This window comes from Janthinobacterium sp. 64, assembly GCF_002813325.1.
Classification (GTDB): domain Bacteria; phylum Pseudomonadota; class Gammaproteobacteria; order Burkholderiales; family Burkholderiaceae_D; genus Janthinobacterium.
On the sequence record NZ_PHUG01000001.1, the window covers coordinates 196811 to 209975 of the forward strand.

The window sequence follows — 13165 nt, forward strand, 5'->3', positions numbered from 1 at the left end:
GAAACGGCATGCTATCATCATTGTTATCGATAACAATATCATGAGAAACCGATGAATCCCGATTTCCGCTCCAAGGCGATGCTCGAAGCGCATATCCTGCACACGATGCACTTTTATCACCCGCGTGCCATTGACCCCAGCGGCGGCTTCTATCACTTCTTCCTCGACGATGGCACCGTGTACGACGCGGCCACGCGGCATCTGGTCAGCAGCACGCGCTTCATCTTCAATTACGCCATGGCCTACCGCCGTTTCGGCGGCGACGATTACCTGGCGGCCGTGCGCCACGGCGTGGCCTTCTTGCGCGACGCGCACCGCGACCCGGCCACGGGCGGCTACGCCTGGCAATTGACATGGCAAGACGGCGTCAAGACGGTGGAAGACGGCGCCAACCACTGCTATGGCCTGGCCTTCGTGCTGCTGGCGTATGCACATGCCTTGCAGGCGGGCTTGCCGGAAGCGCGCGCGTATCTGGACGAAACGTTTGAACTGATGGAGCAGCGCTTCTGGCTGCCCGAACACGGCCTGTACGCGGACGTGGCCAGCGCCGACTGGTCTGTTCTGGATGGCTACCGTGGCCAGAACGCCAACATGCACGCGTGCGAAGCGATGCTGGCCGCGTTCGAAGCGACGGGCGAAGCACGCTACCTGCACCGCGCCGAAACCTTGGCGCACAACATCACGGTGCGCCAGGCGGGCCTGGCGAACGGCATGATATGGGAGCACTACACGCCCGACTGGGCGATCGACTGGAATTACAACCTGCACGACAAGAGCAATATCTTCCGCCCGTGGGGCTACCAGCCCGGCCACTTCACGGAATGGGCCAAGCTGCTGCTGATCATGGAGCGGCACAGCCGGTTTATGGCCGGCCCGTCCGACTGGCTGCTGCCGCGCGCGCGCGCCCTGTACGACACGGCCCTGGCCAAGGCCTGGGATGGCGCGCATGGCGGCATCCATTACGGTTTCGGCCCGCACGATGAAATCTGCGATGGCGACAAATACTTCTGGGTGCAGGCGGAAAGCTTCGCCGCCGCCGCCGTGCTGGCCGCGCGCACGGGCGACGACGCCTACTGGCAAAGCTATGACAAGATCTGGGACTACAGCTGGGCGCACTTCGTCGACCATGAACACGGCGCCTGGTACCGCATTTTGACGCCCGAGAATCAAAAAATCAGCAACGAAAAAAGCCCGGCCGGCAAGACCGATTACCACACCATGGGCGCCTGTTATGAAGTGCTGAACGCGATTGGCGGTGCGGCATGAGCACCTCTTTTCCAACTTTTGTGTCGGCTGGCGAAGCGCTGACGGACATGCTGCGCACGGGCCCTGACACATGGAGCAGCCAGGTGGGCGGCTCGACCTGGAACGTGGCGCGCGTGATGGCGCGCCTGGGCGTGCCCAGCGCGTTTGCCGGCGCCGTCAGCCGCGACGTCTTCGGCGACGCGCTGGCTGCTGCCACCGACGTGGCGGGCCTGGACATGCGCTTCCTGCAGCGCCATGCGAAGTCGCCGCTGCTGGCCATCGTGCATGAACTGCACCCGCCCACGTATTACTTCATCGGCGACGACAGCGCCGACCTGCATTTCGACGCGGCGCTTTTGCCGGCCGGCTGGATGCAGGGCGCGCAATGGGTGCATTTCGGCGGCATCAGCCTGGCGCGCGAACCGCTGGCGGGCAAGCTGGTGGCGCTGGCGCAGGAACTCAAGGCGGCTGGCGTGAAGATCAGCTACGACCCGAATTTCCGCATCATGATGGATGAACGCTATGACGCCACCCTGCGTCGCATGGTGGAACTGGCCGACGTGGTCAAGGTGTCCGATGAAGACCTGGCGGGCCTGTTCCGCCACGGCGACATCGATGGCGCGTTTGCCATGCTGCGCGGCTGGAACCGGCACGCCACGTATTTGTATACGCGCGGCGCGCAGGGCGCAGCGCTGTACCGGGGCGAACGGACATGGCAGGCGGCGCCGCCCGCCATCGATGTGGTCGACTCGGTGGGGGCGGGCGACGCCAGCATCGGTGGCTTGCTGTACAGCCTGATGTACCGGCCCGACGCCGATGGTGGCCAGCACTTGCGCTTTGCCGTCGCGGCCGGGGCGGGCGCCTGCCTGGCCGCTGGCGCGGCGCCACCTTCGGTGGAGCTGGTGCAGTCGCTGGAGGCGCGCACGGTCGTCAGTGAAGTCAACTTGGCCTGATCTGCATCAACAAGGTAGCCACCTTCACGCTTGGCCTACCTTGGCGCTAGCCATGCTCCTACATGGCTAGCGCAGGGCGCTGTCTAGAATGGGCACTTCATGTGTACAACTGGAGACTACATCATGGCCACCCAATCACCTCAGGCAGCTTCCGTTTCCCAAACACAGGCCGGCATGCCGGACATGGATGCGATCGAGCTGCTGACGCAAGACCATCAAACCGTGAAGGACCTGTTCGAACAATATGAGGGCCTGAGCGACCGTTCGCTGGCCAGCAAGCGCAAGCTGGCCTTGAAAATCTGTGAGGAACTGAGCAAGCATGCGATGGTGGAAGAAGAAATCTTCTATCCCGCCGTGCGCGACGCCAGCCGTTCGAACGAAGACCTGGTCGATGAAGCCATCGTCGAGCACGCATCGGCCAAGGAGCTGATCGCGCAGATCGTCGCCATGGAAGCGGGGGAAGATTTATACGACGCCAAGGTCAAGGTCTTGTCCGAGCAGATCGACCACCACGTGCTGGAAGAGGAGGGCGAGATCTTTCCCCGCGCGCGCGATGCGGAACTCGACCTGCAAGCCATGGGCAGCCAGATCGCGGCGCGCAAGGCGGAAATCGAACTGCCTGACATGCAGGCGTGAGCGCCATGGCCGTGCGCTCAGTTCGCGATCGGCCTGTGCGCCATTGAAGCGCAGGCCACGTCGACCCCGTTCCATCAAGGAGCTCAATACGGCTGGCGTCAAGATCCGCTACAACGCTGTCGATGGCGCGTTTGCCACCTTGCGCAGCTGGAATCGGCAATCGACGTATTTAATATGCGCGGCCCTGTACCAGGGCGGGCGACGTCAGCATCGGCGGCTTGTTGTACCGCCTGATCCGCCTGATGTTTCGGCCCGAGGCCGATGGCGGCCAGCACGTGCGCACCGCCGTCGGTGCAATTGGTGGTATCGTTGCTGGAGCGCACTATATTGGGATGATATGGGTCGCGTGGAAGTATTCAGCGGCGCCAGGGTGCCATTTTTGCAAGAAAAGGCGTAAGATTTGCTCTCTCGCCATGTCAAGAGCCTGTCCCGGGAACGGTATTCATCTGCGGGGATAGGCGCCAGGTCCATGCGCTGACCAATATGCCATTCCTCCCAGGGCCATGCATGGCGCCACCTGGCCGGATCTGTGCGCTTTACAGCGCATGGGCGCTGAGAAGGAAGTTTCGCATGTATAAGATCTGGAAATTTTTCAATCCCTGGAGCTTCAAATTCAAGATGACGGTGCTCGTCGGCGTGCTGGTGCTGTGCGCGACGGGCTCAGTTGCGCTCACGTCGCTGTCTGTTGCGCAAGGGCAGATGGTATCGGTCATCGGCAATCAGCAATATGCCTTGCTGACCAGTGCGGCGGCATATATCGACGAAGACTTGAATGCGAAGAAAGCACTGCTCAAGGTGCTGGCGGAAGGGCTACCGGCGGAGGTGGTTGAACATCCGCAGCGGATGCAGGCATTTATTGAAAAGCATTCAACCCTGCGCGAGGAATTTTTCAATCTCGTCGCCTTTGATGCTACGGGAAAATTAATTGCCAGCATGAATGACCGGCGCGTGGTCGGCAAGCTCAATTTCGCCGCGCGTGACTATTTTATCGATACCGTGAAACTCAGGGAAGGCGTGATATCGCGTCCATTCAAGAGCCAGTTGTCGGGCAAGCCCATTGTGCTGGTAACCGAACCGATCTATGACGAAGCCGGCAAATTGCTGTATATGATCGCTGGCGGTATCAATTTGCAAAGCCCGACATTTTTTGGCCAGTGGGAGCAGCTCAAGCCGGGCAAAAGCGGTTATCTGTTCATGTTGACCGACGACGGCACGCTGCTCCACCATCCGGACCCGGCGCGCATCCTGAAACGGGTGAGTGAGGAGAAGGGTGGGGCTACGCCTTCCACCTTGGCCGCATTGCGTGGATTCGACGGTTGGATGCAGGGTAAAACCAAGCTGGGCGTGCAGGCCATTATCACGTACAAGCATTTGCATGCGGCCGATTGGATCATCGGTGCCGTCTACCCTGAAAGCGAGGCATTCACGCCGATCACCGATATTTATGCCCAAGTCATCATTGCTTCGTCATGTGTCGCCTTGCTGGCCAGTTGTGCCGGCTGGCTGGCGGTGATGCTGCTCTTGCGTCCCTTGGGCGATCTGGGCCGGCATGTGGTGCGCATACGCTCCGGCCATGCCGATATTGCGGTGTTTGATATCGCCCGCAAAGACGAGTTCGGAAAACTGAGCCGTGCCTTCTATGCGCTGTCGCTGCAGAGGGAAGCCGCGGAGAGCAACCTCGCCGCTCTGGCGCGTACGGACATGCTGACCGGCCTGCACAACAGGCGCATGTTTGACGAGGCGCTGGCCGCGGCATTGACGCGCGCCCGGCGCGCTGGTACGGGCCTGGCGCTGGCCTATCTGGATATCGACTTTTTTAAAAAAATAAATGATACCTATGGGCATGGCATCGGCGATCTGGTGTTGATTGAATTTGCCAAACGGCTCAAAGCTTGCGTACGGGCCTCGGACACGGTGGCGCGCCTTGCCGGCGACGAGTTTGTCATTATTTTTGAACAACTGAGGGATCAGTCCGAGCTCGCGATACTGGGCAAGAAAATCGTGCAGGAGATGGTCGTGCACTTCGATTGCGGCGGTATCGGTCTGCATGTCAGCACCAGTGTCGGCCTGGCGTTCAGCGCCCGGGGCGATACGACGGCAGGGACATTGTTGACGGCGGCCGATACGGCGCTCTACCAGGCAAAAAGCGCTGGGCGCAACGGTTATGCCGTCACTTCCATCGGCAGCCCCGCCCTGACCGAGGCGCTGTAGGACATCGCCTGTTCTGGCAGCGTCAAGGTTTGCGTTGGCCCTTGGCCGCCGGCAGCGCATACCTGCCCGACGATGCCCGCTCGACCAGCGTAAATTCCATCAGGCGATGCGTTGCCGGTGCGGGTTCTCCTGCGCGGCGCTGGCGTATCTCGTCGATGACGAGGCTGACGGCGGCGCGCGCCATGTCGGCGATGGGCTGGTGGATGGTGGTCAGCTCGGGCCAGACGGTGGTGGCGACGGGGGTATCGTCGAAGCCGCACACGCTCAGTTCCGCCGGCACTTGCAAGCCCATGCCGTGCGCCACGGCCAGGGTGGCGGCGGCCATGTCGTCGTTGCTGGCGAAGATGGCGCTGGGGCGCGGTATTTGCGCCAGCAGCTGGCGCGCCGCGTCCAGTCCCGAACGATACGTAAAGTAGCCTTGCGCCACCCTGTGCGGCGGCACTGGCAAGCCCGCTTCGCGCATGCCGTCCTCGAAAGCCTGGCGCCGCAGCAGGGCGGGCGTGTGCGCCGGATCGCCTTCGATGAAGCCGATGTCGCGGTGGCCCAGCGCAAGCAGATGGCGCGTCATGGCCAGCGCGCCTTCATAGTCGTCGATGCGCACGGCCGATACGTCGGGCGAGGGGCGCGCCGTGGCCACGGCGATGGCGGGGATGCCCATTTGATTGAGCTGCGCCAGCACTGCGGGCGAATCGCACAGGGGCGGCGGCACCAGGATGCCGTCCACGCCGGCCGCCACCAGGCAATCGATGCCGGCGCGCTGGCTGTCGATGTCTTCGCAGCGTTCGAGTAGCAGCTGGCCGCCGCCCTGGCGGCATTGATCCATGGCGCCGACGAGAAATTCGCTGAGGAAGGCGGCGCTGGGGTTGCTGTACAACAGGCCGATGCGCAAGGTGCCCGTGCGGGCGGCACGGGCTGCCAGGTTGGGCTGGTAGTGCAGGCTGGCGATCGCCGCCTGGACCTTGTCGCGCGTGGCCGCGCTGACGCTGGCGCGCCCGTTGATCACGCGCGACACCGTCATGGCCGACACGCCGGCCACGCGCGCCACGTCGTGCACGGTGGCGCCGCTGCTTGTATCGGAGGCGGCGTGCGCCGCCTTATTCGAGGTGGCCACCGAATTTCAGCTTGCCGCTGATGCGCATGCCGTGCAATTGCCCCTCTTCCAGTTCGGCGGCGCTGGTGCGCTGCGCCGTGTCGCGCCGCGCCAGTCCCACCGACAGGATATCGAGCATCATCAGCTGCAGCAGGCGCACGATCATGGGCACGAAATTGAGGTTGCCCTCGGGGTGGTTCAGGGTCAGCAGCACGTCGGCCAGCTTGGCCAGCGGCGAACCGCTGGCCGTAATGGCCAGCACGCGCGCGCCGCAACCCTGCGCCACCTTGACGGTGCGCAGCAGTTCGGGCAGGGCGCCCGAGCGGGAAATCACCAGCGCCACGTCGCCCGGTTTCAGCATGGCGGCGCTCATTTCCTGCGCCTGCGGATCGGCAAAGAAGCTGCTGACGATGCCCAGGTTGAGCAGCTTGTGCTGCATGTCGTCGGCCACCACGCGGGCGCTGCCCACGGCCAGCAATTCCACGCGCTGCGCGCCGCGCAGCAGTTCGATGGCGGCCGTCAGCGCCTTCACGTCGAGCATGTCGCGCAGGGCCAGCGCGGCCGAGGCATTATTGCCCAGCACCTTGCGCGCCAGTTCCGCGTCGGAGTCCGAGATCTCGACATGGCAGTGCGCCACCGTGATGGCGCCGCCCGTCAGGCCGGACGCCAGCTTCAGTTTGAAGTCGGCCAGGCCCTGCACGCCGATCGAGCGGCAAAAGCGCATCACCGTCGGCTGGCTCACGCCCACCCGCTGGGCGATTTCGGCGATCGGCAAGGTGAGCATGGCGTTCGGTTCTTTCAGCACCCAGTCTGCCACCTTGCATTCCGATGGGCTCATGCGCCCGCGCGCCTGGCGCACCGATTCGAGCACGGGTGCGCCGGTATGGGCGCGCTTGAGCTTTTGCGCCAGGATGGCGGCGATGCCCAGAAAAGTGGGCAGTTCTGCCGTGATCAGGAAGGTGGGGATCTGCGCCAGGTAGTCGTTCAGGCGGCCCTTCTGTTCGAAGCGGGCGCGGAACTGCGACTGTTCGAACAGGGGACCCAGGCGCGGCACGATGCCGCCGCCTATATAGATGCCGCCCAGCGCACCGAGCGTCATGGCGACGTTGCCGGCGATGGAGCCGAGGATGGCGCAAAAGCAGTCCACCGCTTCGAGGCACACGTCGCATTCATCGTTCAGGGCGCGGCTGGTGATGTCGGCTGCCAGCAGCGGCGGCACGTCATGCCGGCCGGCGCGGTCGGACAGGGCGCGGTAGATCAGTTCCAGGCCGCGCCCGGAGGCGAGGCGCTCGGCCGAGACGTGCGACAGTTCGCGCCAGGCGAAGGACAGCACGTCCATCTCGCGCTGGTCGCAGGGGGCGAAGCTGACGTGGCCCCCTTCGCTGCCCAGCGCGATCCAGCGGTCTTCGGCGGGAATCATGCCCGACACGCCCAGGCCCGTGCCCGAACCGAGCAGGCCGATGACGCTGTCGGCGCGCGCCATGCCGCCGCCGATCTGCAGGCGCTGGTCGGGCCGCAGATAGGGCAGGGCCATGGCCAGCGCCGTGAAGTCGTTCACCACCAGCAAGGTGTCGAGGCCCAGCGCGGCGCGCATCGCTTCGATCGAGAAGAACCAGTGATGGTTCATCATGCGGATATTGTCGTCGTCGATGGGATTGGCGATGGCGATGGCCGCATGGCGCACGCGCGCCGAACCGGCGGCGCGCGCCTCGCTGCTATCCATATAGGCGGTGATGGCGTCGAGCAGCGACGCGTAGTCGTCGCAGGGCAGCACGGCCACCGCTTCCAGGTGGCCCTGGCGCGTTTCGAGCACGAAGCGGGCATTCGTGCCGCCGATGTCGGCCAGCAAACGCGGCCCTTCACTGAAACGCTCCGCCGGATCGCTGCCTGCTACTTCCATTTTTTCATCAATTTTCATGGCGGTGCTTAGTCTCGTCTGCGTGCGCGGTCGTGGCCGCGCACTGTCGTTATGGGCAAAAACCAAGGATTTTAATTCGTATACGTGCCGCGTGCCGAAAAATGCAGGGTGCCTGCGCAAATGCCTGCGCGCAGCGCCAGAAACGCTGGCGCCAGCGGAAAAACAGGGCAGTCAACTCGCACATCAGTACGCAAATAAAGTGTCGCAGAGTAGTCGTAGGATTACAACATAATATGTTGATATTTGTTCGTAGTATAGTTACTATGTCCCTGCTGGAAAGAATTCTGGCCAGTACATTCGGCCACGAATGACTAGATAAAAAATAACTACTGAGGAGACTTACCATGCTGCATCGCACCATGTTGAAGGCCGTGTTGAAAACGCTGCCAGCTGCCATCGTCTTAGCCATCGCCAGCGGTTCCGCTGCCGCCGATCCAATGTATCCATCCGACGCCGAAGGCTTCCATGGCTACCTGCGCGCCGGCGCCGGCAGCAATACCTCGGGCGGCGGCGGTTCGCAAGGCTGCTTCGGCCTGGGTGGCAATACCATGAAATACCGTCTGGGCAATGAGTGCGACGCCTACACGGAATTCGGCTACACCAAGTCCGTCGCCAAGTCCGGCGGCGTGAACTACCTGGCCACCATCTGGGTCAACGCCTACGCGCCAAACTCCGATTTCGGCGACAACAAACTGGGCATCGTCAAGGCCTACGTCGAAGCGCAGGGACTCGATTTCCTGAACGGCGGCACGGCCTGGATCGGTAAACGCTTCTACTACCGTCCTGACATCCACATGCTGGATCTGCAATACATCAACATGAACGGCACGGGCGCCGGCCTGGACCGCATTCCTGCAGGACCGGGTAAATTCTCGTATGCCTTCTTCAAGGACAACGACATCAAGATCGCGTTGCCGAACGGCGGCGTCAACACCAAATCGGCGGTGCGCCAGAACTTCATCTTTGGCGAGATTCCCGTCAATGAAAACGGCACCCTGGACCTGGCCGCGACCTACATCATCGGCGAAGGCAAGGATGATGTCGCCACTGGCAAGCGCAATAACGGCTGGCAACTGTCGGCCTTCCACCGTCAAGGTAAAGTGTTCGGCGGCGGCAACACCTTTGGCGTGCAGTACGGCGTCGGTCCTGGCACCGGCAATGGCGCGCAGTTCGGCGCTTCGGGCGACACCAATTTCGGTTCCGACGTGAAACGCACGCGCATCTTCAATGATATGGCGATCCAGCCGATGGCCAATTTCGGCATGGAATTCGTCGCCCTGTGGCAAAAAGACGAGTCGAACGCCAAAGGTTCATCGACCTGGACTTCGGTCGGCGTGCGTCCTGTGTATGCCTTCACCGACAACTTCAAGCTGGTGGGCGAACTGGGCACGGACAGAGTGACGCAAGCGGGTGGCCAGCCGGCCAAGCGCCTGACCAAGCTGACCATCGCGCCGACGATCTCGGCCGGTCCTGGCTTGTGGTCGCGTCCTGAACTGCGCGCTTTTGTTACCTACGGCAAATGGAACGATGCGGCTACCGCATCGGTCAATACGTCGAACAACGGCGGCCCGATCTACAACAACAATACCAGCGGCACTTCCTACGGTTTCCAGGTAGAAACCTGGTTCTAAACACCGAACCAAACCTGCTGCGCGGCGCGCTTTGCGGCCTGCGATGCTCACCGTGCTCCAGCACGGCTGCGCTTCTCGGCCACAAATCACTGCCGCTCGCGACGGTTTGGTTCAGTGTTGATGTTTGTAATGCAGATCAACCTGGCGCATCCTTCGCGGATGCGTTTTTGGCGCCGTCCCGTGATATAAATACGATGTAAGCATGTCATGGATCACGGCGCCGTCTTTTCACTGAAGATGATGCCCGTTTGCAAGCGGGTCTGAGCACAAGAGCGCCGGTACAGGCGCAGATTTCACCTTTTTCGGCCCCCGTATGCCGAAGCCCCCTAAAAGCTTGATCAAAAAAGGAATGTGGAGATGAAACTGAAATTCAAGATTACCCAACTGGCCGCATTGACCACCCTGGCATTTGCCGGCAGCGCGTTTGCGACCGACGTGGAAGTGTTGCACTACTGGACCTCCGGCGGCGAAGCGAAGTCCGTGGGCCAGTTGCAGCAAATCGTGAAAGAAAGCGGCTTCGGCTGGAAAGACTTCGCCGTGGCTGGTGGTGCTGGCGAAAACGCCGCGACCGCGCTGAAAACCCGCGTCATTTCCGGCAACCCGCCGACGGCCGCCCAGATCAAGGGCCCATCGATCCAGGAGTGGGGCGCTGAAGGCGTGCTGGCCAATATCGATGATGCCGCCATTCCAGGCAAATGGGATGCCGTGCTGCCGAAAGTCGTCGCCGACATCATGAAATACAAGGGCCACTACGTTGCCGCTCCCGTCAACGTCCACCGCGTCAACTGGATGTGGGTCAATCCGGAAGTGCTGAAAAAAGCCGGCGTGGCCACCACCCCGACCACCTGGGATGCGTTCTTCGACGCGGCCGAGAAAATCAAGAAATCGGGCGGCATCGCGATTGCCCACGGCGGCCAGCCTTGGCAGGACGCCACCGTGTTTGAATCGGTCGCGCTGGGCGTGGGCGGCACGGAATTCTACAAAAAAGCCATCCTCAAGCTGGACCAGAAGGAATTGACCGGCCCGACCATGCTCAAGGTGTTCGACACCCTGGGCAAGGTGAAGACCTACATCGACAAGGATGCGGCAGGCCGCGACTGGAACCTGGCCACCGCCATGGTCATCAACAACAAGGCCGGTTTCCAGTTCATGGGCGACTGGGCCAAGGGCGAGTTCACGGCCGCCGGCAAGGTGCCGGGCAAGGACTACCTGTGCGTGGCAGCGCCTGGCACGGACAAGGCCTACACCTTCAACATCGATTCGTTTGCCATGTTCACGCAAAAGGATGCGAATGCGAAGAAAGGGCAGATCGCCCTGGCCAACGCCATCATGAATCCGAAGTTCCAGTCGATCTTCAACTTGAACAAGGGTTCCATCCCCGTGCGTTCCGGCGTATCGAAGGACAAGTTTGACGCTTGCGCCCTGAAATCGATGGAAGACATGGACGCCACCAACAAGACCGGCGGCCTGGTGCCATCGTTCGCGCACGGCATGGCGCTGCCATCGGCCACGCAAGGCGCCGTCACCGACGTCATCGCCAAGTTCATGAACACCAACATGAGCTCGAAAGACGCGGTTGCAGCCCTGGCCAAAGCGGCAAAAGTGAAGTAATCACGACGGCGCCGGCACGCTCGCCGGCGCCCGCTGCATTGCATGCATCGCAGGCGTCCGCCCTGGCTTCGACCAGGCCGGCGCCACACGCAGTTCTCTCTACGGCTCTCCTATGTCCATACGCAAGCAATTCGACCGATGGATACCGCAGATGGTGCTGGGCCCCACGCTCATCGCCAGTCTGTTATTCGTCTATGGTTTTATCTTTTTGACCGGTTGGCTGTCGCTGACCGAATCGCGGCTGATGCCGAACTACGAGTTCGCCGGCCTGGTGCAATACGTCGAGCTGTTCGACAATGAGCGCTGGTGGACCTCGCTCAAGAACCTCGGCATCTTCGGTGTCCTGTTCATCGGTTGCAGCATCGCCATCGGCCTGTTCCTGGCGATCCTGCTGGACCAGAAAATCCGCGCCGAAGGCGCGCTGCGCGCCATCTACCTGTATCCGATGGCGCTGTCCTTCATCGTCACCGGCACGGCCTGGAAATGGATGCTCAATCCCAGCCTGGGCCTGGAAAAGGTCATGCACGACTGGGGCTGGACCTCGTTTACCTTCGACTGGCTGGTCAATTCCGACATGGCCATCTACACGGTGGTGATCGCCGGCGTATGGCAATCGTCGGGCTTCGTCATGGCCCTGTTCCTGGCCGGCCTGCGCGGCATCGATGATGAAATCATCAAGGCGGCGCAAGTCGATGGCGCGTCCCTGCCGACGATCTACTGGCGCATCGTGATTCCCGCCATGCGTCCCGTGTTCTTCAGCGTGCTGCTGATCCTCGCGCACATCGCCATCAAGAGCTTCGACCTGGTCATCGCACTGACGGCTGGCGGCCCTGGCAATTCGTCGTCCGTGCCGGCCATCTTCATGTACCAGTTTTCCTTCACCCGCGGCCAGCTGGGCCTGGGCTCGGCATCGGCCATGATGATGCTGGCCACCATCGTGGCCGTGCTCGTGCCGCTGATGTACCTGGAAACGCGCAGCGCAAAGGCGATGAGATGACACACACTCCTACACGTAACAACAAACTCACCCTGGGACGGGTGGTGCTGTACCTGCTGCTGATCCTGTTCGCGGTGTACTACATCGTGCCCCTGTACGTGACCCTGTCGACGTCGTTCAAGTCGCTCGACGAGATCCGCAGCGGCAACCTGCTGGCCTTGCCGCACGTGTGGCAATTCGACTCCTGGTCCAAGGCCTGGTCTTCGGCCTGCACGGGCGTCACTTGCGACGGCATGCAGCCGTTCTTCTGGAACTCGATCAAGATGGTGATACCCGCCGTGCTGATCTCGACCTTCCTGGGCGCCTTCAACGGCTATGTGTTCGCGCACTGGCGCTTCCGCGGTTCGGAAATGCTGTTTGCCGCCTTGCTGGTGGGCTGCTTCATTCCGTTCCAGGTGGTGATCCTGCCGATGGCGCGCCTGCTGGGCGAATTCGGCCTGGCCAATACCACCACGGGCCTCGTCTTCGTGCACGTGGTGTATGGCACGGCCTTCACGACCCTGTTCTTCCGCAATTACTACATCGGCGTGCCGGAAGAGCTGATCAAGGCGGCGCGCATCGATGGCGCCGGCTTCTTCCTGATCTTCCGTAAGATCGTGCTGCCGATTTCGGGTCCGATTTTCGTCGTCTGCATCATCTGGCAGTTCACGCAGATCTGGAACGACTTCCTGTTCGGTATCGTCTTCGCCAGCGGCGATTCGCAACCGATTACGGTGGGCTTGAACAATCTGGTCAACACGTCCACGGGCGTGAAGGAATACAACGTCAACATGGCGGCCGCGGTGATTGCCGCGCTGCCTACCCTGCTGGTCTATCTGGTCGCAGGCCGATATTTTGTGCGCGGTCTGACCGCAGGCGCAGTCAAAGGTTAAG

General features: G+C 62.0%; 10 protein-coding genes. 8 read left to right on the forward strand and 2 right to left on the reverse strand.

Annotated features, from left to right (window positions below):
- The first annotated feature begins 51 nt into the window (after positions 1-51).
- From CLU91_RS00900 to CLU91_RS00915, 4 genes are all read left to right on the forward strand, one after another.
- Positions 52-1266, forward strand: coding sequence for an AGE family epimerase/isomerase (locus CLU91_RS00900; RefSeq protein ID WP_198521203.1), 1215 nt, complete (start codon positions 52-54; stop codon positions 1264-1266).
- The gene (locus tag CLU91_RS00905; RefSeq protein WP_100872581.1) at positions 1263-2198 is read left to right on the forward strand and encodes a carbohydrate kinase family protein; all 936 of its coding nucleotides are present in this window, start codon (positions 1263-1265) and stop codon (positions 2196-2198) included. Before CLU91_RS00900 ends, CLU91_RS00905 begins: the two co-directional genes overlap by 4 nt.
- A gap of 183 nt (positions 2199-2381) precedes the next feature.
- Positions 2382-2834, forward strand: a complete 453-nt coding sequence (locus CLU91_RS00910; protein ID WP_232730895.1) for a hemerythrin domain-containing protein — start codon at positions 2382-2384, stop codon at positions 2832-2834.
- A 570-nt stretch (positions 2835-3404) separates the two neighbouring features.
- Positions 3405-5045 (forward strand): diguanylate cyclase domain-containing protein, encoded by a 1641-nt coding sequence (locus CLU91_RS00915; protein WP_100872583.1) that lies wholly within the window; start codon positions 3405-3407, stop codon positions 5043-5045.
- A gap of 22 nt (positions 5046-5067) precedes the next feature.
- Here CLU91_RS00915 and CLU91_RS00920 read toward each other — a convergent pair whose 3' ends face one another.
- Positions 5068-6156, reverse strand: coding sequence for a LacI family DNA-binding transcriptional regulator (locus CLU91_RS00920; RefSeq protein WP_100872584.1), 1089 nt, complete (start codon positions 6154-6156; stop codon positions 5068-5070).
- On the reverse strand, positions 6140-8053 hold the full coding sequence (locus CLU91_RS00925) for a glucokinase (protein WP_100872585.1): 1914 nt from the start codon (positions 8051-8053) through the stop codon (positions 6140-6142). Before CLU91_RS00925 ends, CLU91_RS00920 begins: the two co-directional genes overlap by 17 nt.
- 344 nt (positions 8054-8397) lie before the next feature.
- Between CLU91_RS00925 and CLU91_RS00930 the strand changes: the two genes are divergently transcribed.
- The 4 genes from CLU91_RS00930 to CLU91_RS00945 all read left to right on the forward strand — a co-directional run bounded on the left by CLU91_RS00930 (position 8398) and on the right by CLU91_RS00945 (position 13164).
- Complete coding sequence (locus CLU91_RS00930) at positions 8398-9684, forward strand: maltoporin (protein WP_100872586.1); 1287 nt, start codon at positions 8398-8400, stop codon at positions 9682-9684.
- 357 nt (positions 9685-10041) lie between these two features.
- The gene (locus tag CLU91_RS00935) at positions 10042-11295 is read left to right on the forward strand and encodes an ABC transporter substrate-binding protein (RefSeq protein ID WP_035817882.1); all 1254 of its coding nucleotides are present in this window, start codon (positions 10042-10044) and stop codon (positions 11293-11295) included.
- A gap of 112 nt (positions 11296-11407) precedes the next feature.
- Complete coding sequence (locus tag CLU91_RS00940) at positions 11408-12292, forward strand: carbohydrate ABC transporter permease (RefSeq protein ID WP_071077887.1); 885 nt, start codon at positions 11408-11410, stop codon at positions 12290-12292.
- A complete protein-coding gene (locus CLU91_RS00945) occupies positions 12289-13164 on the forward strand; it encodes a carbohydrate ABC transporter permease (protein WP_071077886.1) in 876 nt (291 codons plus the stop codon). Before CLU91_RS00940 ends, CLU91_RS00945 begins: the two co-directional genes overlap by 4 nt.
- The last annotated feature ends 1 nt before the right edge of the window (position 13165 follow it).

What these genes read in the sequence shown, in the direction of transcription:
- CLU91_RS00900 (WP_198521203.1), top strand. Translation starts at nt 52, where the DNA reads ATGAATCCCGATTTCCGCTCCAAGGCGATGCTCGAAGCGCATATCCTG.
- CLU91_RS00905 (WP_100872581.1), top strand. Translation starts at nt 1,263, where the DNA reads ATGAGCACCTCTTTTCCAACTTTTGTGTCGGCTGGCGAAGCGCTGACG.
- CLU91_RS00910 (WP_232730895.1), top strand. Translation starts at nt 2,382, where the DNA reads ATGGATGCGATCGAGCTGCTGACGCAAGACCATCAAACCGTGAAGGAC.
- CLU91_RS00915 (WP_100872583.1), top strand. Translation starts at nt 3,405, where the DNA reads ATGTATAAGATCTGGAAATTTTTCAATCCCTGGAGCTTCAAATTCAAG.
- CLU91_RS00925 (WP_100872585.1), bottom strand. Translation starts at nt 8,053, where the DNA reads ATGAAAATTGATGAAAAAATGGAAGTAGCAGGCAGCGATCCGGCGGAG.
- CLU91_RS00930 (WP_100872586.1), top strand. Translation starts at nt 8,398, where the DNA reads ATGCTGCATCGCACCATGTTGAAGGCCGTGTTGAAAACGCTGCCAGCT.
- CLU91_RS00935 (WP_035817882.1), top strand. Translation starts at nt 10,042, where the DNA reads ATGAAACTGAAATTCAAGATTACCCAACTGGCCGCATTGACCACCCTG.
- CLU91_RS00940 (WP_071077887.1), top strand. Translation starts at nt 11,408, where the DNA reads ATGTCCATACGCAAGCAATTCGACCGATGGATACCGCAGATGGTGCTG.
- CLU91_RS00945 (WP_071077886.1), top strand. Translation starts at nt 12,289, where the DNA reads ATGACACACACTCCTACACGTAACAACAAACTCACCCTGGGACGGGTG.